The 23,816-nt window shown below is 68.8% G+C and carries 27 protein-coding genes; 6 read left to right on the top strand and 21 right to left on the bottom strand.

The genetic code is table 11. The features are described from left to right. Positions 1-7: 7 nt before the first annotated feature. Together nusB and thiL are read left to right on the top strand one after the other, a co-directional pair. Positions 8-469, top strand: a complete 462-nt coding sequence (gene nusB / locus GGR89_RS15320) for a transcription antitermination factor NusB (RefSeq protein WP_121073911.1) — start codon at positions 8-10, stop codon at positions 467-469. A 28-nt stretch (positions 470-497) separates the two neighbouring features. Beyond that, on the top strand, positions 498-1,397 hold the full coding sequence (thiL, locus tag GGR89_RS15315) for a thiamine-phosphate kinase (protein WP_125972261.1): 900 nt from the start codon (positions 498-500) through the stop codon (positions 1,395-1,397). On the opposite strand, the gene ruvB is transcribed toward thiL, so the two are convergent. Next, a complete protein-coding gene (gene ruvB / locus GGR89_RS15310; RefSeq protein WP_064310980.1) occupies positions 1,394-2,416 on the bottom strand; it encodes a Holliday junction branch migration DNA helicase RuvB in 1,023 nt (340 codons plus the stop codon). The genes thiL and ruvB overlap by 4 nt on opposite strands. Before the next feature lie 89 nt (positions 2,417-2,505). Between ruvB and GGR89_RS15305 the strand changes: the two genes are divergently transcribed. Next, a complete protein-coding gene (locus GGR89_RS15305; protein WP_125972259.1) occupies positions 2,506-3,396 on the top strand; it encodes a 2-hydroxyacid dehydrogenase in 891 nt (296 codons plus the stop codon). Positions 3,397-3,410: 14 nt separating this feature from the next. Here GGR89_RS15305 and GGR89_RS15300 read toward each other — a convergent pair whose 3' ends face one another. From GGR89_RS15300 to yghU, 14 genes are all read right to left on the bottom strand, one after another. Then, positions 3,411-3,968 carry a DUF4337 domain-containing protein gene (locus GGR89_RS15300; protein ID WP_125972257.1) on the bottom strand — a complete coding sequence of 186 codons (558 nt, stop codon included), beginning with the start codon at positions 3,966-3,968 and terminating at the stop codon, positions 3,411-3,413. A gap of 4 nt (positions 3,969-3,972) precedes the next feature. Next, the gene (gene ruvA / locus GGR89_RS15295; RefSeq protein ID WP_125972255.1) at positions 3,973-4,569 is read right to left on the bottom strand and encodes a Holliday junction branch migration protein RuvA; all 597 of its coding nucleotides are present in this window, start codon (positions 4,567-4,569) and stop codon (positions 3,973-3,975) included. Positions 4,570-4,690: 121 nt separating this feature from the next. Continuing rightward, a complete protein-coding gene (locus GGR89_RS15290) occupies positions 4,691-4,933 on the bottom strand; it encodes a hypothetical protein (RefSeq protein WP_125972253.1) in 243 nt (80 codons plus the stop codon). After that, positions 4,930-5,148, bottom strand: a complete 219-nt coding sequence (locus tag GGR89_RS15285; protein ID WP_125972251.1) for a type II toxin-antitoxin system antitoxin — start codon at positions 5,146-5,148, stop codon at positions 4,930-4,932. Before GGR89_RS15285 ends, GGR89_RS15290 begins: the two co-directional genes overlap by 4 nt. Before the next feature lie 9 nt (positions 5,149-5,157). Continuing rightward, entirely contained in the window at positions 5,158-6,063 is a 906-nt protein-coding gene (locus tag GGR89_RS15280; RefSeq protein ID WP_125972249.1) for an SPFH domain-containing protein, read from the bottom strand. Positions 6,064-6,192: 129 nt separating this feature from the next. After that, positions 6,193-6,705, bottom strand: a complete 513-nt coding sequence (gene pal / locus GGR89_RS15275) for a peptidoglycan-associated lipoprotein Pal (RefSeq protein ID WP_125972247.1) — start codon at positions 6,703-6,705, stop codon at positions 6,193-6,195. 65 nt (positions 6,706-6,770) lie between these two features. Then, positions 6,771-8,168 (bottom strand): Tol-Pal system beta propeller repeat protein TolB, encoded by a 1,398-nt coding sequence (tolB, locus tag GGR89_RS15270; RefSeq protein WP_209092277.1) that lies wholly within the window; start codon positions 8,166-8,168, stop codon positions 6,771-6,773. 10 nt (positions 8,169-8,178) lie between these two features. Further along, the gene (locus GGR89_RS15265) at positions 8,179-9,084 is read right to left on the bottom strand and encodes a cell envelope biogenesis protein TolA (protein WP_342449849.1); all 906 of its coding nucleotides are present in this window, start codon (positions 9,082-9,084) and stop codon (positions 8,179-8,181) included. Position 9,085: 1 nt separating this feature from the next. After that, on the bottom strand, positions 9,086-9,526 hold the full coding sequence (tolR, locus tag GGR89_RS15260) for a protein TolR (protein ID WP_125972245.1): 441 nt from the start codon (positions 9,524-9,526) through the stop codon (positions 9,086-9,088). Between the two features lie 4 nt (positions 9,527-9,530). Next, positions 9,531-10,217, bottom strand: coding sequence for a protein TolQ (gene tolQ / locus GGR89_RS15255; protein ID WP_125972243.1), 687 nt, complete (start codon positions 10,215-10,217; stop codon positions 9,531-9,533). Between the two features lie 6 nt (positions 10,218-10,223). After that, complete coding sequence (locus GGR89_RS15250) at positions 10,224-10,676, bottom strand: YbgC/FadM family acyl-CoA thioesterase (RefSeq protein ID WP_125972241.1); 453 nt, start codon at positions 10,674-10,676, stop codon at positions 10,224-10,226. A gap of 129 nt (positions 10,677-10,805) precedes the next feature. Further along, positions 10,806-11,570, bottom strand: coding sequence for an exonuclease domain-containing protein (locus GGR89_RS15245; RefSeq protein WP_125972239.1), 765 nt, complete (start codon positions 11,568-11,570; stop codon positions 10,806-10,808). Between the two features lie 194 nt (positions 11,571-11,764). Further along, entirely contained in the window at positions 11,765-14,341 is a 2,577-nt protein-coding gene (gene topA, locus GGR89_RS15240) for a type I DNA topoisomerase (protein ID WP_125972236.1), read from the bottom strand. 121 nt (positions 14,342-14,462) lie between these two features. After that, positions 14,463-15,362 (bottom strand): glutathione-dependent disulfide-bond oxidoreductase, encoded by a 900-nt coding sequence (gene yghU / locus GGR89_RS15235; RefSeq protein ID WP_125972234.1) that lies wholly within the window; start codon positions 15,360-15,362, stop codon positions 14,463-14,465. Between the two features lie 130 nt (positions 15,363-15,492). Between yghU and GGR89_RS15230 the strand changes: the two genes are divergently transcribed. Beyond that, complete coding sequence (locus tag GGR89_RS15230) at positions 15,493-16,866, top strand: hypothetical protein (protein ID WP_125972232.1); 1,374 nt, start codon at positions 15,493-15,495, stop codon at positions 16,864-16,866. A 4-nt stretch (positions 16,867-16,870) separates the two neighbouring features. Here the strand turns inward: GGR89_RS15230 and dprA are convergent, their stop codons facing one another. Then, the gene (gene dprA / locus GGR89_RS15225) at positions 16,871-17,950 is read right to left on the bottom strand and encodes a DNA-processing protein DprA (protein WP_125972230.1); all 1,080 of its coding nucleotides are present in this window, start codon (positions 17,948-17,950) and stop codon (positions 16,871-16,873) included. Further along, entirely contained in the window at positions 17,943-18,527 is a 585-nt protein-coding gene (plsY, locus tag GGR89_RS15220; RefSeq protein ID WP_125972228.1) for a glycerol-3-phosphate 1-O-acyltransferase PlsY, read from the bottom strand. The genes dprA and plsY overlap by 8 nt, the downstream gene beginning before the upstream one ends. A gap of 140 nt (positions 18,528-18,667) precedes the next feature. Between plsY and murI the strand changes: the two genes are divergently transcribed. Continuing rightward, positions 18,668-19,465, top strand: a complete 798-nt coding sequence (murI, locus tag GGR89_RS15215; protein ID WP_125972226.1) for a glutamate racemase — start codon at positions 18,668-18,670, stop codon at positions 19,463-19,465. A 3-nt stretch (positions 19,466-19,468) separates the two neighbouring features. On the opposite strand, the gene GGR89_RS15210 is transcribed toward murI, so the two are convergent. Continuing rightward, positions 19,469-19,639 carry a hypothetical protein gene (locus GGR89_RS15210; protein ID WP_164521706.1) on the bottom strand — a complete coding sequence of 57 codons (171 nt, stop codon included), beginning with the start codon at positions 19,637-19,639 and terminating at the stop codon, positions 19,469-19,471. Positions 19,640-19,934: 295 nt separating this feature from the next. Here GGR89_RS15210 and hemA point away from each other — a divergent pair, with 295 nt between their 5' ends. Next, positions 19,935-21,179 carry a 5-aminolevulinate synthase gene (gene hemA / locus GGR89_RS15205; RefSeq protein ID WP_125972224.1) on the top strand — a complete coding sequence of 415 codons (1,245 nt, stop codon included), beginning with the start codon at positions 19,935-19,937 and terminating at the stop codon, positions 21,177-21,179. Positions 21,180-21,185: 6 nt separating this feature from the next. On the opposite strand, the gene GGR89_RS15200 is transcribed toward hemA, so the two are convergent. The 3 genes from GGR89_RS15200 to GGR89_RS15190 are packed head-to-tail and all read right to left on the bottom strand — an operon-like array spanning position 21,186 to position 23,695. Continuing rightward, positions 21,186-21,749: a Uma2 family endonuclease gene (locus tag GGR89_RS15200; RefSeq protein ID WP_125972222.1), complete on the bottom strand. Its 564-nt coding sequence runs from the start codon at positions 21,747-21,749 to the stop codon at positions 21,186-21,188. Between the two features lie 39 nt (positions 21,750-21,788). Then, positions 21,789-22,454, bottom strand: a complete 666-nt coding sequence (locus GGR89_RS15195) for a class I SAM-dependent methyltransferase (RefSeq protein ID WP_125972220.1) — start codon at positions 22,452-22,454, stop codon at positions 21,789-21,791. Further along, on the bottom strand, positions 22,451-23,695 hold the full coding sequence (locus tag GGR89_RS15190) for a BtaA family protein (protein WP_167713001.1): 1,245 nt from the start codon (positions 23,693-23,695) through the stop codon (positions 22,451-22,453). Before GGR89_RS15190 ends, GGR89_RS15195 begins: the two co-directional genes overlap by 4 nt. Between the last annotated feature and the right edge of the window lie 121 nt (positions 23,696-23,816).

Below are 23,816 nucleotides of genomic sequence, written 5' to 3'. Positions count from 1 at the left end.
TAAGAATATGGCCAGTCCGCAAGCACGCTCCCGTTCCAAGGCCCGCGCCGCCGCGCGCCTCGGTGCCGTCCAGGCGCTGTACCAGCGCGAGATGGAGGGCACCTCGATCCCGGCGCTGCTGCACGAGTTCCACCAGCACCGGCTCGGCGCGATCATCGAGGACGTCGAATATGCCGACGCCGACATCGCCTTTTTCGACGACATCGTCAGCGGCGCCGACGCCCGCCGCGAGGAGATCGACGGCATCATCGCCGCCAAGCTGAGCACCGGCTGGACGCTGGAGCGGCTCGACAAGCCGATGCGCCAGATCCTGCGCGCCGGCACCTATGAGCTGCTCGCCCGCGCCGACGTGCCGACCGCGGCGGTGATCAGCGAATATCTGGATGTCACCGACGCCTTTTACGATCGCCGTGAAAAGGGGTTCGTGAACGGCATTCTGGACGCGATCGCCAAGGACGCACGCGGTTGATGCCCGCCCCTGCCCCGTGCCGGGCGGGATGAACGAGGCGGCGTTCCTTGCCTATCTTCGTCACCTGCCGCTCCATGCCGGAGCGCGCGGGCTGCGCGACGATGCGGCCGTGCTCGGCGATCTCGTCCTCACGCACGACCTACTGGTGGAGGGCGTCCACTATCTGCCGGACGATCCGGCGGAGGACGTCGCCTGGAAGCTGGTGGCGGTAAACCTGTCCGATCTCGCCGCCAAGGGCGCGGTGCCGGAGGGCGTGCTGCTCGGCTATCCGCTCGCGGGCGACGAGGCCTGGGACTCGTCGTTCCTGGCAGGGCTGGACGCCGCGCTGGCGGCCTTCGCCTGCCCGCTGATCGGTGGCGACACGGTGAAGGCGCCCCCAGGCGTGCCGCGGACGCTGTCGCTGACGGCGCTCGGGCGCTCGCCCCATGCTCCGGCAAGGAACGGCGCGCAGGCGGGCGATCTGCTCTACGTCACCGGCACGATCGGCGATGGCGGTGCGGGGCTGGAGGTGGCGAGGACGGGAGAGGGCCCGGCGACGCTGCTCGCGCGCTACCGTCGCCCGACGCCGCGGCTGGAGGAGGGCCAGGCGCTCGCCTCGGGCGTGCACGCGATGATGGACGTGTCCGACGGGCTGCTGATCGACGCGACGCGGATGGCCGAGGCCAGCGGGCTGGGGGTGACGATCGACCTCGCCGCCCTGCCGCTTTCGGCGGACTATCAGGCGGTGCGCGGCGGCGACCGCGCGGCGCGTCTTGCCGCCGCGACCGCGGGCGACGATTACGAGCTGCTGTTCGCGGCGCCACCGGGACCACTGCCGCTGGCAGCGACGTGCCTCGGCGCGTTCAGCGAGGGCGCAGGCCTGACGCTCCACGATGCCGGCACACCGCTCCCGCTGCCAGATCGGCTGGGCTTCGAACACGGCGCCTAGTCGAACAGCCCGTCCTGCGATCCAGCCGGCGGATTGAGGCCGAGATGCTTCCAGCCCGGCCCGTTCAGGCACCGCCCCCGCGCCGTCCGCGCGATCAGGCCGAGCTGAATCAGATAGGGCTCGATCACTTCCTCGACGGTATCGCGCGGCTCGCTCAGGCCGGCGGCGAGCGTCTCCACCCCCACCGGGCCGCCGCGATAGACGTCGGCGATCATCATCAGATAGCGCCGGTCCATCGCGTCGAGCCCCAGCCCGTCGACCTCCAGCCGGTTGAGCGCCGCATCGGCGACCTTGGCGTGCACCACCGCCTCGCCGAAGACGTTGGCGAAATCGCGCACCCGGCGCAGCAGCCGCCCGGCGATGCGCGGCGTCCCCCGAGACCTGCGCGCGACTTCACGCGCCCCATCGGCGGCGATGTCGAGCCCCAGCAGCCCGGCGGCCCGGGTTACCACCCGCTCCAGCTCATCGACGGTGTAGAACTGCAATCGCACCGGAATGCCGAAGCGGTCGCGCAGCGGCGTGGTCAGCAGCCCCTGCCGCGTCGTCGCCCCGACCAGCGTGAAGCGCGGCAGATCGATCCGCACGCTGCGCGCCGAAGGCCCTTCGCCGATCATCAGGTCGAGCGCGCGGTCTTCCATCGCGGGATAGAGCACTTCCTCCACCGCCGGATTGAGCCGGTGGATCTCGTCGATGAACAGCACGTCGCCGTCCTCGAGATTGGTGAGCAGCGCCGCCAGATCGCCCGACTTGACGATCACGGGGCCGGAAGTCGAGCGGAACCCCACCCCCATCTCGCGCGCGATGATCTGGGCGAGCGTGGTCTTGCCCAATCCCGGCGGCCCGAAGAACAGCACATGGTCCAGCGCATCGCCGCGCGCTCTGGCGGCATCGATGAACACGCGCAGATTCTCGCGCGCCGCCTTCTGCCCGACGAACTCGTCGAGCGACTTGGGACGCAGCGCGGCGTCGACGTCTTCGGCGCGGCGGCCGGCGGTGAGGAGGCGATCGGTGTCGGTCATGGCAAGGAAATCACATTGTAGCCGCCGCGCACGCGCCGGTCGATTGGCTGGACTGGCAAAGCCGCGGCGAAGTGCGCATCTAGGGGCGCATGGTCGATCTGTACGTGGCAACCGCCATTTCCGACTCGCTCCGCGCCGAACTCGCGCGGCGCTTCACGCTGCACGAGCGCACCCCACCCGCGACCACGCGCGCGATCGTCGGCGGCGGTCAGCTGCAGCTGGATGCGGCGATGCTCGATCGGCTGCCCGAACTGGAGATCGTCGCGATCAACGGGGTCGGCTATGACGGGCTGGATCTCGATGCGTTGCGCGCCCGCGGCGTGCGGGTGTCGACCACCCCCGACGTGCTGACCGAGGACGTCGCCGATCTCGCCATCGGGCTGATGCTGGCGGTACAGCGCCGGATCGCCGCCAACGACGCGCTGGTGCGCCGCGGCGGCTGGAAGGCACCGCTCGGCCGGCATGCCAGCGGCCGCCGCATCGGCATTTTCGGGATGGGCAAGATCGGCGCCGCCATCGCCGCCCGCGCCGCGCCCTTCGCGCGCGAGCTGCTCTACACCGCCCGCAGCGCGAAATCGCTTCCCTGGCGCTATGTGCCCGACATCGCCAGCCTGGCGGAGGAAAGCGACGTGCTGATCCTGGCGGCACCCGGCACCGCGGCGACGGCGCACGTGGTGGATGCCGCCGTGCTGGACAGGCTCGGCCCGGCCGGCGTGCTGGTCAACGTCGCGCGCGGCAGCCTGGTCGACGAGGATGCGCTTGTCACAGCCCTGTGGGCAGGCACCATCGCCGGCGCGGGGCTGGACGTGTTCGCCGATGAGCCCCACGTGCCCGAGGCGCTGCGCGCGATGGAGCAGGTGGTGCTCGCCCCCCATCAGGGCAGCGCCACGGCGGAGACGCGCGCGGCGATGGCGGCGCTGGTGGTCGCCAATCTCGACGCGCATTTCGCCGGCGAGCCGCTGCCGACGCCGTTGCTCTAGGGGCGCCCTGCCCCTCATCCCAGCAGCGTGCTCAGCACGTCGGGATGGAAGCCCCAGCCGGCGAAGCCGCACAGCCCCATGAACAGCCCGAACGCGCCGAACACCCAGGCGACCACCAGCAGCCAGCTGCTCTCCGCCAGCGCCGAGACGGCCGCGACCGAGATCGCGGTGGCGATCGCCGCGTCGCTGGCGTCGAACTGGTCGTCATGGACGTTGAGCGCGTCGTACAGCGCCGCCTGCGCCTTGGCCTGCTCGGCGAGCCTGGGTGCCTCCTGCTTGTACTTGGCGATATCGGCATCGAGCCCGTGCAGGATCGGGGCGACTCTCGCCGGATCGCTCGCCACCGCCGCGATCTGCGCGCGGCTGGTTTCGGCGAGGTGCTGCTTGGTCTTGGTGGCCTGATATTCGTTCCACAGGTCGACCGAGCCGGACTGCGCCTGTTCCATCGACTGGACGATGTTGCCGTCCTTGATGTTGCACAGCCCGGTCGCGACCGACAGCACCACCACGGTGATCGCGACGCGGCGGTTGAGGCGCTTGTCCTTCGCCTCGGCGGAGACTTCGATTTCCACGATGCTACTTCGCCGCCTTGCGCAGCGCGAGGCGGACGAGCGCGTCGAGCGTTGCTGCCGGGCCGAGCTCGTCGCTGGCCGCGTTGACCGCCGCGCTGGCCTCGGCGGGCTTGAAGCCGAGGTTGAGCATCGCCGACACCGCATCGGCCCCCGCCCCGCCGCTGGGTGCCGCCGTGGCACCGACCCCGCCGAGCGCGAGGCCGCCGGCCTTGTCCTTCAGCTCGTTGACGATGCGCTGGGCGAGCTTCGGCCCCACCCCGTTCGCCCGCGCGATCGTCGCGGAATCGGCGCGGGCGACGGCGGTGCGCAGTTCCTCGGGGGCGAGGATCGATAGGATCGCCAGTGCCACCTTGGCCCCCACCCCCTGCACGCTGGTCAGCAGCTTGAACCAGTCGCGCTCGTCGGCGGTGGCGAAGCCCATCAGCCGGATCGAATCCTCGCTGACCAGCATCTCGGTATGGATGGTGACCTGCTCGCCCACCGCGCCCAGCTTGTCGAGCGTCTTGGCCGACGCCCCGACCAGATAGCCCACGCCGTTCACGTCGATCACCGCATGATCGGCGCCGCTGGACGCCAGTGCGCCGCGGAGGTGGGCGATCATCGGCGGGGCTCCCAAAGGAGGGGGAGCGGCGACAGGAACGAGGCGAAGCGCGGCATGCCCGGTACATAAGCGGAACAGTGAAACGGAGAAAGCGATTTCGGTCGTTCCTGCGGCACGCCGTTCAGGGCCGCCAGCGCCACGCCCCGTCGGTCTTCGCCCAGCTGATCCAGACCAGTGCCAGCGTCAGCGGCGCGAGCAGCGCCAGGAACAGCGGGTGCCGCGGCATCGCCAGGCGCAGGATCAACCCCGTCAGCAGCACGAACAGCGCCACGACCAGCCAGCCCTGCCACGTCACCGGCGTCGCGCCATAGCCGAACGCCTTGGGCTTGAACCAGAAGCCCGGGCGCACATCCTCCTCGCTCATTCCTCGTCTCCTTCCACCTGCTTGGGCGGGCGGCCGCGCCTGGGGCGCACCGGGTCCGCCAGCTTCACCCCCCGCCGCGCCAGCGCCTCGCGCAGCAGGCACTCCACCTGCGCGTTGACGCTGCGCAGGTCGGTCGCCGCGCTCCGCTCGATCGCCGCGTAGAGCGCCGGATCGAGGCGGAGCGGGAACGCCTTTTTCTGCGGGGGGACGCTCACGCGACGGCCTTACTGATAGAGCGAACCGGCATTCACCACCGGCTGGGTGTCGCGCTCGCCGCACAGCACCACCATCAGGTTCGAGACCATCGCGGCGCGACGCTCGTCGTCCAGCTCCACGACATTCTTCGCCGAGAGCTGGTCCAGCGCCATCTCGACCATGCCGACCGCGCCCTCGACCAGCGCCTTGCGCGCCGCGACCACCGCCTGGGCCTGCTGGCGCCGCAGCATCGCGCCGGCGATCTCCTGCGCATAGGCGAGATGGGTGAAGCCGCATTCGTCGACGGTGATGCCTGCCACCAGCAATCGCTCGATCAGCTCGGCGCGGAGCTCGCCGCCGACCTGGTCGTGGTTGCCGCGCAGGGTGACTTCCTGATGCTCGAAATCGTCATAGGGATAGCGCGAGCCGATGGTGCGCACCGCCGCCTCGATCTGGACGTTCACGAAGGCCTTGTAGTCGTCGACGTCGAACAGCGCCTGCGCGGTGTCGGTCACCCGCCACACCACCTGCGCCGCCATCTCGATCGGGTTGCCGCGCAGGTCGTTCACCTTGATCTTGTCCGAAATCATGTTGTTGGCGCGGACCGAGACCTTGGTCTTGATCAGCCACGGCCAGGACCAGCGCAGGCCGGTGGTGCGATCGGTGCCGCGATAGTCGCCGAACAGCAGGATCGCCGCCGCCTGGTTGGGCTGGAGCAGGTAGAAGCCGCACAGCACGAAGAGGAAGACGAGCGACGCGAGCACGATCCACGCGACCACCATCCAGTCCGGCAGCCGATCGATCTGCGTGAAGGCCAGTCCGCCGAAGACCAGCGCCGCCACCGCGACCAACAACATGCCATAGCCGCTCGCCGTTTGCGCCACCGACTCGGTGCTCTGGCGCAAAGCGGGCGCGGTGCTCCGTACGTCCGTCATTTTTCCCTCCTGAATTATGATATCATATTTATATCGAATCAGAAGGCCGGACAAGCGGATTCGGCGAACACGAAAAAGGCCGCCGGAGCATGTCCCCCGGCGGCCTCGATTTCGGCGTCAGGCCCGAACTCAGTTCAGGACGAGCGTCACCGCGCGGCGGTTCTGCGCCCAGGCGGCTTCGTCCGAACCCAGCGCGATCGGGCGCTCCTTGCCATAGCTGATCGTGGTGATGCGATCGGCCGAGACGCCCTGCGCCGCCAGATAGTTCTTCGCGGCATTGGCGCGGCGATCGCCCAGCGCGAGATTGTACTCGCGGGTGCCGCGCTCGTCGCAATGGCCTTCCAGCGTGATGCGGACGTTCGGGTGCGCGACCAGCCACTTGGCCTGGCTGTCGAGGATCGCGCGCGACTGCTGGTCGACGTCATACTGGTCGAGCGCGAAGTGGATCGTGTCGCTCGTCACCTCGCGGCGGAACTGCTCGGAGAGCGGCGTGGTCTGCGTCGTCTCGCCATTGCCATAGGGCTGGCTCGGCGCCGGGGTCTCGGTCGGCGCGGGCGGCAGTTCCTTCGGCGGCTTCTTCGAGCAGGCCGCGGTGGCGACGAGTGCCACGCCGAGCATCAGGCTGGGGACGAGCTTGGTCATGAATTCCTCCTTGTACTAGTGTCGCGCATGCCGCGCATTCGTTACGCTAGAGTTTCTACTTGGTGTCAGGGACGCACGGCACCCCAATTTGGATCCGAGCCGTCGAGCGGCGTCGGCACTTTTCGCGTCGCGCGGCCGGTGAGGTCGACCGTCCAGAGGTCCGGGCGGCCCGATCCCTGCGCGGAGCGGAAGAAGATGATCACCCGGCCATTGGGCGCCCAGCTCGGGCCCTCGTCGCCCCAGCTGTTGGTGAGCAGCTGCTCGCCGCCGCCCGAGGGGTTCATCACGCCGATGCGGAACGCGCCGCCGCCCATGCGGGTGAAGGCGATCTGGTCGCCGCGCGGGCTCCAGGCCGGCGCCGCATAGCGCCCGCCGCCGAAGCTGATGCGGTGCTGGTTGGAGCCGTCCGCATTCATCACATAGAGCTGCTGGGTGCCGCCGCGATCGCTTTCGAACACGATCTTGGAGCCGTCGGGCGAATAGCTGCCGCCGGTGTCGATGCCCGGCGACGTGGTCAGCCGCTGCGGGGTGCCGCCGCTGGCCGGCACGCGGTAGATGTCGGTATTGCCGCCGACCGCCATCGAGAACACCACCCAGCGCGCATCGGGCGACCAGTGCGGCGCGAAGTTGAGCGCCACGTTCGCCACCAGCGTGCGATCCTGGCGCGAGTTGAGGTCGTAGATGTGGATCGACGGGCGATCGCGCTCGAAGCTCATGTAGAGGATCGCGTTGAGCTTGGGGCTCAGCCGCGGGGTCAGCACGATCGACTGGCCGTTGGTGAGGAAGCGGTGATTCGCGCCGTCCTGATCCATGATCGCCAGCTGCTTGCGGCGGCGATTCTTGGGGCCGCTCTCGGCGATATAGACGACCTGGGTGTCGAAATAGGGGCCCTCGCCGGTGAGCCGCGCATAGATCGCGTCGGCGCACTTATGGCCCGCGCGGCGCCAGTCGCCCGGCGAGACGACGAAGCCCTGGCGGATCAGCTCCACCTTCGACGAGACGTCGTAGAGGTAGCAGCCGACCGTCAGCGTGCCGTTCGAGTTGGCGCGGACATAGCCCTGCACCAGCGACTGCGCGCCGGTGCCGCCCCAATAGTCATAGGCCGGGGCGGTCACTTCCGGGAAGGCGACGGTGCGCAGCTGCGCAGGGGGAATCGGCGTGAACAGCCCGGAGCCGCGCAGATCGTTGGTGATGATGTCGGCGAGCTTCTGCCCCAGCACGTCGGTCGAGCCGGCCGGGGTATCCACCACCGCCGAGGTCGGCATCGCCGGGATCGCGATCGGCATCGGCGCGGAGATGCCGCCGACGATGTCGATCACCGGTTGCGCGCCGCCCTGCTGCGGTGGCTGCGCGGCCTGCGCCTGCGCTTCGGGGCTGTTGGCGATCGGCGGCGGCGGAGTCGTCTGGGCGTGGGCCGCGGTCACGAAGCAGACCGTCGCAAGGGCCGCAAATTTGAATTTCATCGCTTCATCCTCATCCAGGCAGCTTGTAGCTGAACGCCAGACTCTTCCAGCCGCTCGGCACGGCGTAGAGATTGGCGGGCAGCCCACGAATCGGCGTGCAGCCCTTGAAGGTGGCGATCGCCAGATCCTTCACCCGCTCCACATACCGACCATTGGTCGCATCGTTCCCCTGTACGCCGGTAATGTCCGGATCGCCCGCCAGCGAGCCATCCGGATTGAAGTTCACGCGCAGCAGCACGCGTATGCGCTCGGCGCCGGGCCCGGGGGTGACCTGGCGGTTGGCGCAGGGCTGGATCTGCCGTGCGATCAGTCCGCGGAAGCTCGCCACGTCCTCGGCCGAAGCCTTGCTGCCGGGGTTCCGCAGCGACGTACTGGCGGTCTTGTTGTTCGAGCGGCCGAGATCGAGTCCGGCCAGATTGCCGGTCGGCTTCACCGGGCGGCGCGCGCTGCCGGTCGCGGCGCTCTGCGCGGGCGCGGTGCTCGGCTTTTGCGGTTGCGGCTTGGCGGCCGGCGACGGCTTGCTCGGCTTGGCCGGCGCCGGCTTCTCGGCTGGCTTGGGCTTGGGCTGCGGCGGCGCCGGCTTGGGCTGCGGTTGCGGCTCCGGCGCGGGCTTGGGCGGGGCCGGCTGCGGCTTGGGGAGCGGTTGCGGCTCGGGCGCGGGTGCAGGCGCCGCCTCTGGCTCCACCGGCGCCTCGACCGGTGACTTCTTGGCGGCCAGCTCCTCCTGGCTCGGCACCGGTGCGCTGCTTTCCAGCCCCACCTTGTCGGCGAGCGAAATGTCGATCGGAATCGCCTTGGGCGGCTCCTGCGGCGGCGTCTTCGCGAAGCTGAGCACGAGCGCGGCGAACACCGCGGCGTGCGCCGCGATGGAAACGCCGAGCCCGATCCGCTCGCTACGGTCCATGGTCTCGCTCACTTCAGCGCTGGTCGCTCGGTTCGGTGAGCAGCGACACCTTGTTGAGGCCGGCCTGGTTGAGCTCGCCCATCACCCGCATCACCTTGCCATAACCGAGCGCGGTATCGCCGCGCAGATAGATGGCGGCGGGCTTGCCGTCGGGGCCCTTCCTGGCGGCGATCGCTTCCAGCTTCGCCGGCAGCTCGGCATCGCTCACCGCGTCGTTGTCGAGGAACACCTGCCCCTTGTCGTCGATCGAGATCTGGACGGGCTTCTGCTCCTGGTCGAGCGCCTTGGCGCGGCTCTCGGGCAGGTTCACCTGCACGCCGGCGGTGAGCAGCGGCGCGGTGACCATGAAGATGATCAGCAGCACCAGCATCACGTCGACCAGCGGCGTGACGTTGATCTCGGCCATCGGCGTGCGGCGGCCGCGGCCCTTGCCGGAGGGGAGGTGCATGGCCATCGGCTTAGCCCTCCATCTCCAGGCGACGGCTCAGCGTCGCGTGGAAGCCGTCGGCGAAGCGATGGAGCCGCGCCTCGACGCGGTTCACGGCATGGCTGTAGCGGTTATAGGCGATCACCGCCGGGATGGCGGCGAACAGGCCGATCGCGGTGGCGAACAGCGCCTCGGCAATGCCCGGCGCGACCACGGCGAGCGACGAGCTCTGCGCGGCGGCAATGCCGGTGAAGCTGCGCATGATGCCCCAGACGGTGCCGAACAGGCCGACGAACGGGGCGACCGAACCCACGGTGGCGAGGAAGTTCAGGCGGTCGGAGAGGCGATCGATCTCCATCGCGACCGTCGCGCCCATCGCGGTGGCGAGGCGCTCGCGCGTGCCTTCGCGGTCGATCGTCTTGCCCGCGGTCGAGCGGCGCCATTCGCTCACCCCCGCGGCGAACACGCGCGCGATCGGCTGGTCGCGGCCGGCGGCGCGGCGGTGGAATTCGTCGAAGTCATCGGCCTCGCGATACTCGGTCTCGAAGCGCTGCATCTCCTTGCGCAGCCCGCTGACCTTCAGCGCGAAGCCGATAATGATCGTCCAGGTCCACAGGCTGGCGAGCAGCAGGCCGATCATGACCAGCTTCACGACGATGTCGGCTTCCAGGAACAGATGGATCGGCGACAGGACGGCACCGGTTGAGACGGACGGCATGGACGCTTAACTCTCCTTCCACACGAGCGGTTCGAACGCAGCCAGCCACTCGGCCGGCTGTCGCCGCGGGCGACCGCCGGGGGCGACGAACGCCACCTCCACGGTTGCCTCGGCGACTATGGTTTCGTCCCGCATGACTCGTTGCTGAATAGTGACGACGGCGGCACGCAGGCGGGTCAATCTGCTGACAACCACCAGCGTGTCGCCGAGTTTCGCCGGGGCGCGATAGCGAATGTCGAGCCCGGCGACCGCATAGGCGCCGCCACCCGCTTCGAACACCGCGCGCTGGTCGATGCCCGCGCGATCGAGCATGTCCGATCGGGCACGTTCCATGTAGCGCAGGTAATTGGCATGATAGACGACACCGGTAAGATCGGTGTCCTCGAAATAGACGCGCAGCGCGAAGCGGTGCTCACGGCCGTCGAGCCGGCCGGCAGGGGCTTGGTCGCTGCTGGTCATCGCCTGGCCTCCTAGCGGAGGGGATGCCCCAGCGGAACCCCAAAGGGCCTAACCTTTCGCAGGTGGAAGGACTTTGCACATCCTCCCGACTCGCGGCCCTTGCAGATCCTCCCCGGCACGGGGAGGATCTTAGAACAGCAACCGCTGCGTCGAGCTCCCCCGCCCCACCGGCGCGCCGCCACGCCTGCGCGCCAGCTCGGTCTCGGCGGTGAAGCGCACATCCTCGTCGCGATCGGTGAGGAAGCCTTCCAGCGAATCCTCGGAGATCTCGCTCCATTCCTTGCCGCGATCGGGGCCGTAGCGGACCCGCGGCAGCAGGCCCGGCTGGCTCGACCATTCGATCAGCTGCGCGACGCTCGCTTCGTTGAGCATGTCGCGCAGGTGGAACGCGGTCACATAGGCGTCCGGGAAAGCGCGGTGTGCCGGCAGCCCGCGTTCATGCTCCATCCCTTCGGGCCGGCGCCAGTAGCGCAGCATCTGGTTGGAGAAGCCCGGGCTGTCCGGCCACAGCCGCAGCGCGCATTTCCAGGTGCAGATCCAGTCGGCGCCGCGGGTGAGCGCAGGGGTGCAGAACTGCTCCTCGAAGCTCGCGCGGTGCGCGGCGAGCGCGACGCGGCGCGGCCAGGGATCGAGAATCGGCCGCGCGACGTCGTGCCAATAGGGCGCGTCGGCGACGTCCTCGTCGCGGATATGGTGGATCGCCATGGTCAGCGGCGGGATGCCCCGACCCGGATTGACGAGGCGATTGCCGCCCTCGCCCTGCAGTTCCCAGCGGCCGTCGGGCCCGAGTGCCACGTCCTGCCAGCCGATCTCGCACACGGCGTGCACGGGCGGCTTGTCGCCGGTGGTCTCTAGGTCGATGACGCGGATGATCGAGGGAGGTGGCGGAGCCATGGCCGCGATGTGGGGGTTTTCGGGGCGAATTGCCAGCCGAAAGCGCGGTGTCCTTCAGCGGAGACGTTACGCTCCCCAGCTCCGTCATCCCGGCGGAAGCCGGGATCCATTGCCTTCAACGTCCCAGCTCCCGCCTAGACGTCGTGGCGAATGGATCCCGACTTTCGTCGGGATGACGGCTAACAGGCCGCCCCTTACTCCGCCGCCTTCTTCTTCGCCGGCGCCTTCTTCGTGGCCGGCTTCTTCGCCGCAGCCTTGGCCGCCGGCTTCTTCGCCGCCGCCTTCTTGGCCGGGGCCTTCTTCTTCGCCTTGCCCTTCGCCGGCCCCTGCGCCGCCTTGGCGTCGATCAGCTGGGCGGCTTCTTCCAGGGTCAGCGCGTCCTTGTCGATCGTCTTGGGCAGCGTGGCGTTGGTCTCGCCGTCGGTGAGATAGGGGCCGTAGCGGCCTTCCATCAGCTTGATCTCGGCATCGGTGCGCGGATGCTTGCCGAACACCTTGAGCGGCTCGCGCGCCGCCCCCCGCGCAGGCCTGCCACCGCCCGCCGCCGCCTCGGCCAGCTTGACCACCGCCGCGTTCATGCCGGTCTCGAACACCTCGGCGGTCGACTGGAGCCGGGCGTACTTCCCGTCATGCGCCAGATAGGGCCCATAGCGGCCGATCGAGGCGGTGATCGGATTGCCCGTCTCCGGATGGTTGCCGATGGTGCGCGGCAGCTTGAGCAGCTTGAGCGCCCATTCGAGATCGAGATCGACGTCCTTCGGGATCGACGCGCGCGCCGCATCCTTGCCCTCGCCGAGCTGGATATAGGGCCCGAACCGACCCGACTTGCGCTCGACATTGAGCCCGGTCTCCGGGTCCTGGCCCAGCACTTCCGGCCCGGTGTCCTCAGATCCCTCGCCGCCCGGCTGGCCGAAGCGACGGGTATATTTGCACTCGGGATAGTTGGAGCACGCCACGAACGCGCCGAACCGGCCGCCGCGCAGCGCCAGCTTGCCGACGCCGCAATTCGGGCACAGCCGCGGATCGCTGCCGTCCGCCTTGGCGGGGAACAGATAGGGCTCGAGGAACTGGTCGAGCGCCGCGGTGATGTCAGAGGGCTTCTGCTCCATCACCTCGGTGGTGCGCGGCTTGAAGTCGCGCCAGAAGGCCTCCAGCACCGCCTGCCAGGCGGCGCGGCCGCCCGAGACGTCGTCCAGCTCTTCCTCCAGATCGGCGGTGAAGTCGAACGAGACGTACTTCTCGAAGAAGCGCTCGAGGAACGCGGTCAGCAGGCGGCCGCTCTCCTCGGCGAAGAAGCGGTTCTTCTCCACCCGCACATAGGCGCGGTCCTTGAGCACCTGGATGATCGAGGCATAGGTGGAAGGCCGGCCGATGCCGAGCTCCTCCAGCCGCTTGACCAGCGAGGCTTCGGAGAAGCGCGGCGGCGGCTGGGTGAAGTGCTGCTCGGCGTTGACCGCCTTCTTGGCGGGCGACGCGCCTTCGGACATGCGCGGCAGGCGGCGGCTGTCCTCGTCGCCCTCGTCGTCCTTGCCCTCTTCGTAGAGCGCGAGATAGCCGGGGAAGAGCACCACCTGGCCGGTGGCGCGCAGCCCGTGCTGGCCGGTGCCGTCCGCCAGGTCGACCGTCGTGCGCTCCATCCTCGCGGAAGCCATCTGGCTGGCGAGCGCGCGCTTCCAGATCAGGTCGTACAGGCGGGCATGGTCGCCCGAGCCCGCGCGATCCTTGCTGAAGTCGGTCGGGCGGATCGCCTCATGCGCTTCCTGGGCGTTCTTCGCCTTGGTCTGGTACTGGCGCGGCTTGTCCGGCACGTAGCTGCCGTCATAGCGATCGACCACCGCCTTGCGCGCCGCCTGGATCGCCGAGGGGTCCATCTGGACGCCGTCGGTACGCATATAGGTGATCGCGCCGTCCTCGTAGAGCGCCTGCGCGATCCGCATCGTGTGGCTGGCCGAGAAGCCGAGCTTGCGCGCGGCTTCCTGCTGCAGCGTGGACGTCGTGAACGGCGGCGGCGGATTGCGCATCGCCGGCTTGGTCTCGACCGCGACGACGGTGAAACGGCCTTCCTCGACCGCCTTCTTGGCGGCCTCGGCGCTGCCCTGGTCGCCGATCGAGAGCCGGTCGAGCTTCTCGCCCTTCCACTTGACGAGACGGGCCTGGAACGGGGTGCCGTCCGATTCCATCTCGGCGATGACCGACCAATATTCCTGCGCGACGAAGCTTTCGATCTCGCGCTCGCGCCCGACGATCAGCCGCAGCGCGACCGACTGGACGCGGCCCGCCGACTTGGCGCCCGGCAGCTTGCGCCACAGCACCGGCGAAAGCGTGAAGCCGACGAGATAATCGAGCGCGCGGCGGGCGCGATAGGCGTCGATCAGATCGGTATCCAGCTCGCGGGGGCGCTGCATCGCCTCGAGGATCGCCGGCTTGGTGATCGCGTTGAAGGTGACGCGCTCGACCTCCTTGGGGAGCGCCTTCTTGTTGCGCAGCACTTCCTGCACGTGCCAGCTGATCGCCTCGCCTTCGCGATCGGGGTCGGTCGCGAGGATCAGGCGGTCCGCCTTCTTCGCCTCGTCGGCGATCGCCTTCAGCTGCTTCGACTTGTCGGCATAGGTCTCCCACTCCATCGCGAACGAGTCGTCGGGGTTCACCGACCCGTCGCGCGCCGGCAGATCGCGGACATGGCCGTAGCTGGCGAGGACCCGATAGTCCTTGCCGAGATACTTCTCGATGGTTTTCGCCTTGGCGGGCGACTCGACGATGACAAGCTGCATGAAGTGGTTAGACCGATCCCTACGTGTACGCGTGTAAGGTGGGGGGCGACGCTGCGGCGCGTCAAGCCGCTCGTTTGCGGCGCGCTTGCCCCTCCCGCGACCGGGAGGGGCAAGCGCGCAGTCACGCGGAGGCCCGCATCCGCTCCAGCACCACGTCGATGTCCGTGGCGTCGTGGCGTTCGGGAACGCGCTGGTCCTCGGGCCCCACGCCGCGATTGACCAGCCGCCCGCGCTGCACTGGCTCGCGCGCGGCGATCTCGGCGGCCCAGCGCAGCAGGTTCGGATATTCGCGGGCGTTGAGGAACATGTCGGCGCCCGCATAGGTCTCGCCGCGCACCACCGCGCCGTACCAGGGGAAGATCGCCATGTCGGCGATCGTGTAGGTGTCACCCACCATGTAGCGGTTGCTCGCCAGATGCGTGTCGAGCACGTGGAGCTGGCGCTTGGCCTCCATCGCGTAGCGATCGATGGCGTACTGGATCTTGATCGGCGCATAGGCGAAGAAATGGCCGAAGCCGCCGCCGAGGAACGGCGCCGAGCCCATCTGCCACATCAGCCAGCTCAGCGTCTGCGCGCGCTTGGCGGTGTCCGTCGGCAGAAACGCGCCGAACTTCTCGGCGAGGTGGATCATCATCGCGCCGCTCTCGAAGATCGGCAGCGCCGGGCTGATCGAATGGTCGACCATCGCCGGGATCTTCGAGTTCGGGTTGATCGCGACGAAGCCGCTGCCGAACTGGTCGCCTTCGCCGATATTGATCAGCCATGCGTCATAGTCGGCACCCGCGTGACCGGCAGCGAGCAGCTCCTCGAGCAGGATCGTCACCTTCTGGCCGTTGGGCGTGCCGAGCGAGTAGAGCTGGATCGGGTGCTTGCCGACGGGCAGGTCCTTGTCGTGGGTCGCGCCCGACGTCGGCCGGTTGATGTTGGCGAACTTGCCGCCATTGCCCGGCGCCCATTCCCACACCTGGGGCGGGACATAGCCGGCGGGAAGGTTGTTCGCGGGATCGGGGGCGTCGGCCATGCTGGTGTCTCCTCGGAGGATCTTGCCAGCGGCATGTAGGGCGCGGACCGCGACTTGCCAGTGGCCTCGGCGGGATCGATCCAACTTCCGACGCTTGCGGCCACCCGCATCCGCGGGCAAAGGCGCCGCGATGACGGCAGCCCCTCGCCTCCTCCGCATCGCCGGGCTCGCGCTGGTCGCGATCCTCGGCACCTATGCGATCGCGCTGATCCCGCGCGAGGTGCATCCGTTGGAACTGACGTTCAACTCGATGCTCGACCATCTGCTGCGCGGCCGGTTCGACGTCTATCCGGGGACGGTGGGCCGCGAGGGGTTCACCCTCCACGGCCAGGTCATGGCCTATTGGGGGCCGCTGCCTGCGCTGCTGCGGCTGCCGATGATGGTGTTTCCCGGCTGGCACATGCTCGATTTCACCATCGGCTCGTGCCTCGTCGCGCTGGCCGGCATGATCGCGACCAAGCTGTGGACGCTGCGGCTGATCCGGCGCGAACTGCCCGGCCTGCCCGCCTGGCTCGGCCGCGCGATGGCGGTGGTGCTGGTGCTCGCGGGCGCGCAGACCTGCTTCCTGCGGTTCAGCCTCTACCAGGAGGTGTGCCTGTGGGCGGCGCTGTGGGGCGCGCTGTTCGTCGCGGCGGCAATCCATGCCCAGCTGCGCGGGCTGGGTCGCGGGGCGCTGCTGGTGATGGCGCTCGTCGCCGGACTCGCGATGCTGACCCGCGTATCGCTCGGCATCGGGCTGGTCGCGGCGTTCGGCGGCGTGCTGCTGGTCGAGGCGGTGCGGCGCCGCGCGGATCTGCGCGGCTGGCTTGCCGCTGCCGGGCTGCCGGTGCTGCTGCTGGCGCTGTTCGGGCTGGTTACCGCCGGGGTGAATATCGGGCGCTGGGGCAATCCCTTCACCTTCGCCGACTACCACCATTACAACTACAACGCCTGGTATCCGGACCGGATGGTGCGGATGGCCGAACAGGGGCTGTTCAACCTCCAGCGGGTGCCGTTCGGACTGGTCTATTATTTCGCGCCGATCTGGGTGCTGCGCGGCGCCGACGGGCAGCTGTTGCTGGAGGCCACCCGCAGCAAATGGATCGACGCCGCCGAGCTGCCGCCGAGCAGCTTCCTGCTGACCGATCCGCTGCTGCTGGTGCTGGGGGCGCTCGCGATCCTCGGCTGGGCCCGCCATGCAAGCGCCGACCGCGCCCGGGGCATCGCGGTCGCGCTCGGCCTCGCCATCCCCGCCGGGCTGATGCTGTGCGCGGTGAGCATGAACTTCCGCTACCGGCTCGACTTCTACCCGCTGTTCGAGTTCCTCGCCTTTTCGGGGCTGATCCTGGCCGGCCGCGGCGGCGCCACGATCGGTCCGCGCTGGACGGGGGCACTGGCGACGGTCTCGGTCCTCGCCTCGCTGCTGGTCGGCGCCGCCTATCTGGTCGGGCGGCTGGGGCCCGGGCAGCTGCTGATCGGCGACGGCATCGGCGCCTACTACCTTCAGGCGTTCGGACTGCGCTGAGCGGCTAGCGCAAGGACACGCGCGCGCCGGCGTGGCGATCGAGCCGGCCTGCCAGTTCGAGCTCGAGCAGCACCGTCTGCACCACCGCGGGCGCGCAGCCCGACTGGCGGATCAGTTCGTCCACCCCCACCGGCACCGGGCCGAGCAGCCCGGTCACGCGCCGGCGATCGGCATCGCTGGCGTCTTCCGGGGGCGCCGCGCCGAAGCGGTCGCCGGGCGACCGCACCACGCGCGAGTCGATCGGACGCACCTGCTCCCAGATGTCGTCCGCCGACTGCACCAGGATCGCGCCCTCGCGGATCAGCAGATTGCACCCCTGTGCGCGCGGATCGAGCGGCGAGCCCGGCACCGCCATCACCTCGCGCCCCGCCTCGGCCGCGATTCGCGCGGTAATCAGGCTGCCCGAGCGCGGCGCTGCCTCGACCACCACCGTGCCCAGCGACAGCCCGGCGATGATGCGGTTGCGCGCGGGGAAGAAGCGCGCCAGCGGCTCGGTGCCCGGCGGCTGTTCGGTGACAAGCAGGCCCTGGCGCGCGACCCGCTCCTGCAGCTCGGCATTTTCGGGCGGGAAGACGATGTCGATGCCGCTGGCGATCACCCCCACCGTGCCGCCGGCGAGCGCGCCCTGGTGCGCGGCGGTGTCGATGCCCCGCGCCAGGCCGGAAACCACCGTGACGCCCTGCTCGACCAGCCCGATGGCGAGCTGGCGGGCGAAGCGACACGCCGCCGCCGAGGCGTTGCGCGCGCCGACCATTGCGACGGAGGGCCGCTCCAGCAGCGCCATGTTGCCGCGCAGGATCAGTGCGGGCGGCGCATTGTCCAGCTCGGCGAGCAGCGGCGGATAGGCAAGGTCGTCAAGGAACAGGTAGCGGGCACCGAGCCGCTCGACCGCGGCGATCTCGCGCCGCACCGCGCCGGCATCGGCGATCTGCGGCGCCCGCCCGCCGCCGCGCGCGGCGAGCATCGGCAGCGCATCGAGCGCCGCCTCGGCGGTGCCGAAGCGGGCGATCAGCTGGGCATAGGTGACGGGACCGACATTGGCGGAGCGCAGCAGCCTCAGCCGCGGCTCCCGCCCGTCAGCCACGCTTGCTGCCGACCCTGGGTTCGGCGCCGCTGAGCAGCCGGTCGATATTCTCGCGATGCTTCCACAGCACGATCAGCGCGAGCGCGAGCAGCATCAGCACCAGGTCGAGCCGGCCGAAAAAGGCCGCGCTCACCGGCGCGCTGACCGCTGCCGCCATGCCCGATACCGAGGAGATCCGCACCGTCGCCAGCAGGCCGAGCCACACCGCGGCATAGACGAGGCCGGAGGGCCAGTAGAGCGCGAGCACCACGCCCATCAGCGTCGCCACGCCCTTGCCGCCGCGAAACTTGAGCCAGACGGGATAGCAATGGCCGAGGAACGCCGCCGTCGCCGCCAGCACCGCCGTGCCGGGCAGGAAGGCGGCGGCGAGCAGCACCGCCACCGCGCCCTTGGCCATGTCGAGCAGCAGCGTCGCCGCCGCGAGGCCCTTGCGGCCGGTACGCAGCACGTTGGTCGCGCCGATATTGCCCGATCCGATCTGGCGCAGGTCCCCCGCCCCCGCGGCGCGCGTGAGCAGCACCCCGAATGGGATCGAACCGAGCAGATAACCGAGCAACAGGGCCCCGGCCGGGGCCATCCATGGAACTTCCGTGGGCAATGCGGCCCCCTTTCGTTCTTCCGTTTAGCCGCATCCCTTACCCGAACGCAATGATTTGCATCAGCGTGCAGGCAGGGCCCAGGTTGACGCTGGCGTCGCGCGTCGGCCATGGCGGGGGCATGGCCGATCGTCGTCCCGTGCTGTTCTTCGATTCCGGTGTCGGCGGCTTGTCGGTGCTCGGACCCACCACCGCGCTGCTGCCCCAGGCGCCTTTGGTCTATGTCGCCGATTCGGCGGGCTTTCCCTATGGCACCAAGAGCGAGGCGGAGATCGCCGCGCGCGTGCCGGCGCTGCTCGGGCGGCTGGCGGAGCGCTACGACCCGCGGCTGATCGTGATCGCCTGCAACACCGCCTCGACGATCGCGCTCCAGCATGTCCGCGCCGCGCTCGACCTGCCGATCGTCGGCACCGTGCCCGCGATCAAGCCGGCGGCGGAGACCAGCCGCACCCGCACCATCGGCGTGCTCGGCACAGCGGCGACGGTGCGCCAGCCCTATGTCGACGATCTCGCCGCGCGCTTCGCCGGGGACTGCACCGTGCTGCGCCACGGCTCGGCCGCGCTGGTCGAGCTGGCCGAGGCCAAGCTGGCGGGCGAGACGATCGCGCCGGAGGTGATCGCCAACGAACTCGACGGCCTGTTCCACCAACCGGGTGGCGACCGCATCGACGTGATCGTCAATGCCTGCACGCATTTTCCGCTGCTGGAGCCAGAGATGCGGGCCGTTGCGCCGGAAGGCGTGCAGTTCGTCGACGGGGGCCCCGGCATCGCACGCCGAGTCGCGTACCTCACCCGCGCGCAGAGCTGGCCCGCCGATCTGCCTCCCGGTCGCGCCGTGTTCACCGCGCGCGATCAGCGCGCCGATGCGCTTGCGCCGACGCTCGCCCGCTATGGGCTCAGCCGAATCGAGACGCTGTAAGGCTCAGGCAAAGTCGCCGAGCACGGCCTGCGGATCGCGCACTGCGATCTTGGCGGTGTAGCGATCCGCCATCTCCTCGTGCGCGCGTCGCGCGCTGCTGTCGTCGCACTTGCCCGCGCGCTCGCGCTCCTGCCGCGCGCGTCGTTCAAAATATTCGATGTCGTTCTTCGCCATGGGCCGCTCTCCGATGCCTAGGGAGACCGAACGTCTCTCGGCCGCGGACATGCGGTTGCCCCGAGTCGTCCGCGATACGCCTTGTTTACCACAAGCGAAGCTTCACATCCCTGATCTTGCGCAAGAGTCGATCACTGAGGGCGAAAATCTTCATTGGGCGGCAGGACGCACCTGCGCCACATCTCGCCCATGGAGCGAGCGGAGACCGGTCGGTCCTGCCCCGGGAGCAATCCCAAACCTATACGGTAGTTCACGTGCTAGAATTGCTGGAAATTAAGGCGTAGAGATCACGTCCATGCAGCGCCAAGACGCCTCCGCACCCGCGATCGATTACACGCGGGTCTTCACCCAGGCCATCGACCGCCTCCATGCCGAGGGGCGCTACCGGGTCTTCATCGACATCCTGCGCAACAAGGGGATGTTCCCCAATGCGCGCTGCTTCGCCGGGCATAACGGGCCGAAGCCGATCACGGTGTGGTGCTCGAACGACTATCTGGCGATGGGCCAGCACCCCAAGGTGATCGCGGCGATGGAAGAGGCGCTGCACGATGTCGGCGCCGGTTCGGGCGGCACCCGCAACATCGGCGGCAACACGCATTACCACATCGATCTCGAGCGCGAGCTGGCCGATCTGCACGGCAAGGAAAACGCGCTGCTGTTCACCTCGGGCTATGTCTCGAACGAGGCGACGCTGGCCACGCTCGCCAAGGTGATGCCGGGCTGCATCATCTATTCGGACGAGCTCAACCACGCCTCGATGATCGCCGGGATCCGCAATTCGGGCTGCAAGAAGCGCGTGTGGCGCCACAACGACGTCGCGCATCTCGAGGAACTGCTCGCCGCCGACGATCCCTCGGCGCCGAAGCTGATCGCGTTCGAGAGCGTCTATTCGATGGACGCCGACATCGCGCCGATCGCCGAAATCTGCGACCTGGCCGACAAGTACAATGCCCTTACCTATCTCGACGAGGTCCATGCCGTCGGCATGTACGGCCCGCGCGGCGGCGGCATCTCGGATCGCGAAGGCCTCGCCGATCGGCTGACGATCATCGAGGGCACGCTGGGCAAGGCGTTCGGCGTGATGGGCGGCTATATCGCCGCCGACCAGGTGATCATCGACGTGATCCGCAGCTATGCGCCGGGCTTCATCTTCACCACGTCGCTGTCGCCGGTGCTGGTCGCCGGCGCGCTGGCGAGCGTGCGCCACCTGAAGGCCTCCAGCATCGAGCGCGAGGGCCAGCAGGCCGCCGCCGCGATGCTCAAGCAGCTGATGCACGATGCCGGGCTGCCGGTGCTGCCGTCGACCACCCACATCGTGCCGCTGATGGTGGGCGATCCGGTCAAGGCCAAGAAGATCAGCGACGTGCTGCTCGCCGAATACGGCGTGTACGTCCAGCCGATCAACTACCCGACGGTACCGCGCGGCACCGAGCGGCTGCGCTTCACGCCCGGCCCGTCGCACGACGAGGCGATGATGCGCGAACTGGTGGATGCGCTGGTCGAGATCTGGGGCCGGCTGGAGCTGCGACTGGCGGCGTAGTCGCCGTCAGTCGAGGATAACGGGAACGTCAGACCAAGGCACCGGGACGGGATCGCCAAAGCGCACAACCTGGCGGTCGGCATAGCCGCCATCGGCCTTGGGGGACGCCATGACATGCACCACCCGCGCCGCAGCGTCGACGACCCAATAATGGGGGACGCCGGCCCTGCCATAATCCGCGACCTTCTCGCCCAGGTCACGGGCGAGCGTGGTGTCGGCGATCTCAACGACCAGCAGGATGTCTGCACCATCCGGCACCGCGTCTGCTGGCAATGTATCCGAATAAACGGCGATGTCGGCCGCCCGCGCGGTGAGATCGTCGATCCGTATCGCAAGATCGGTAGCGATCGCGAGCGGCTGCCCATTGGTCGTTGCGTGCAGCCGCAAGACAAGCGTGGCGTTCCGCTCGCCATGCCCTGGCAGTGCCGGCATCATCTTTACGAGCGCTCCCCCCACCAGCTCGGCGCGCATGTCCGCAAACGCACCCAGCTTCAGCATTCGCTCGAAATCGGCGGCCGTGAAGGCAACGCGCGGTTCCTGAAGCTCCGTCAGTCGGAAGGGGTGGTTCATGATGCAAGAGATATCATCGAACCACCCCGCAGACCAGCGTCAGGCCGGTCGCGTGAGCCCCGCGCTCCAGGTATAGCCGCGCAGCGCGGGGCGGAACGATGCCGTCAGCCCCTGCTCGGCGGCGATCGCTTCCACCACCGCGCGCAGATCGGCGCGGGGATAGACGTGGAAGGCGTTGAGCTCCTTGAAGTGGAAGCGCTTGGCGAAGCCGGGCAGACGTTCATACTGGCCGAAATCGACGATGTGCAGGCTGCCGCCCGGCGCGAGCGCCTTGGCGCCCAGCGCGATCGCTTCCTTCCAGGGCGGGATCATCGACAGCGTATAGCTCATGAACACGCGGTCGACTTGGTTAAGCCCGAACAGCGTGCTTACATCGAACGCCCCGGCATCGCCCTGCGCCAGCGTGATCTTGTCGCTGAGGCCGTGCTTCGCCACCGACTTGCGCGCGGTGTCCAGCATCGCCTCGCTGATGTCGAAGCCGTGAAAGCGCGCGTTCGGCCAGCGCTTGGCGGCGACGATCAGGTTGCGCGCCGTCCCGCAGCCGACCTCCAGCACGGTGCCGCCCGGCGGCGGCGCCAGCTCGCGGATCAGCCGGTCGCGGCCGAGCAGATAGAATTTGCGCGTGAGATCGTAGAAGTGGCGATGGAGCGCATAGGTCGCATCCATCAGCCCCTTCTGATCGGCCGCCCCGGCATGCCCGCTCATGCGTGCGGCTTCAGCATCCAGACATGGGTCGCGCCGTACACCGACGAGCGGTCGCGGCGGGTCCAGTCGTCGAGCTTGGCCTGGTCCTCATATTCCCACTGGTTCATCAGTTCGTCGGGGATATGGCCGCGGACCACGTCCGGCACGGCGGCCGTACGATAGAGCACGCGCGCGCCGGGCTTGGCGGTGCGGGTGATCTCGGTCCAGATGCGGGTCAGCTGCTCGTCGGTCATCCAGTCCTGCGCATCGAGCAGGATGTAGCGATCGAGCGACTGGGCCGGCATCGACTCGAGATAATCGGCATAGTTGGTGTGGCGGATCTCGACGCGGTCGGCGCGGTCGCGGACCAGCTCGTAATTCTTGCGCTCGAGATAGGGCGGCAGCGGCGCGCCCTCATGCTCGCCATAGCCGCGGCCGAATGCCTGCCAGGCGTAGAAATTGTCCTTCAGGTCGAAGTCGCAGGCAAGCTTGCGCAGGCGGCTGCGCAGCGCGCCGGTGATGCCCTCCTGGTCGTCGACCTTGAGCAGGTCGTACTGCGCCGGCGGGATGCCGAAGCCGAACAAGGCGGCGGGCTGGTCGACCATCCAGCGCAGCAGCTTCTTGTCGAAGAACGGCGCGAAGCGCGTCTCGAAGATGTGGCGCTGCTCCTCGATGGTCTTCGCCTGCAGGATCTCCTTGGGATCGATGCCGTAGCGATGCCCCAGCCAGTGGACGAAGCCGATGAGCCGGCCGAGCAGGCCCTGGCGATAGAAGCCGGTCTTGAAGCCGTTGATCCGGCGCACGCCGTTGGGCGCGCGGCCGTCCCAATAGGCGCGCGAGCTCTCGTCGAGCGCGCCGCGCAGGTACGTCTTGTAGGCGTCGATATTCTCGGGCCGGTTGGCCAGGCCGAAGAAGCGGTGGAACGACTCATAGTCCGGCAGCCGCAGCGCCGCCTGCTGCTTGAGCTTGTTGAGCGCGATATGCGCCGGATTGAGGTCCACTGCGGTGATCTTGGCGGGGTTCGCCGTCAGATAGGAGAAGACGTTGCAGCCGCCCGACGCGATCGTGACGATGTGGCTTTCGGGGGTGATCTGCAGCGCTTCCATGTCGATCACGGGATCTTCCCAGATCTGGGCATAGACCAGACCCCGGAAGGCGAAGGTGAAGGCGCGCTCGAGGATGCCTTCCTTGGAAAGATGCTCGTGGCGGTGCACCGCACCCCGGACCGCATCGTTCTTCGGCGACTTGGCGATAGATGGCATTCGAAACGACTCCCGGCGAACCAGCCCGTCCGGCGCCCCGCCGAACAAGCTCCCCACACCCCCTGTGACAAAAGCTTTGCAGCCTTGTGACAGCAACCCCGGGAAATCAATCCTTCACCAT

Origin of the sequence: Sphingomonas trueperi (genome assembly GCF_011927635.1) — a bacterium.
In the GTDB taxonomy this organism is placed as follows: domain Bacteria; phylum Pseudomonadota; class Alphaproteobacteria; order Sphingomonadales; family Sphingomonadaceae; genus Sphingomonas; species Sphingomonas trueperi.
This window is presented reverse-complemented; position numbering and strand designations above follow the sequence as displayed.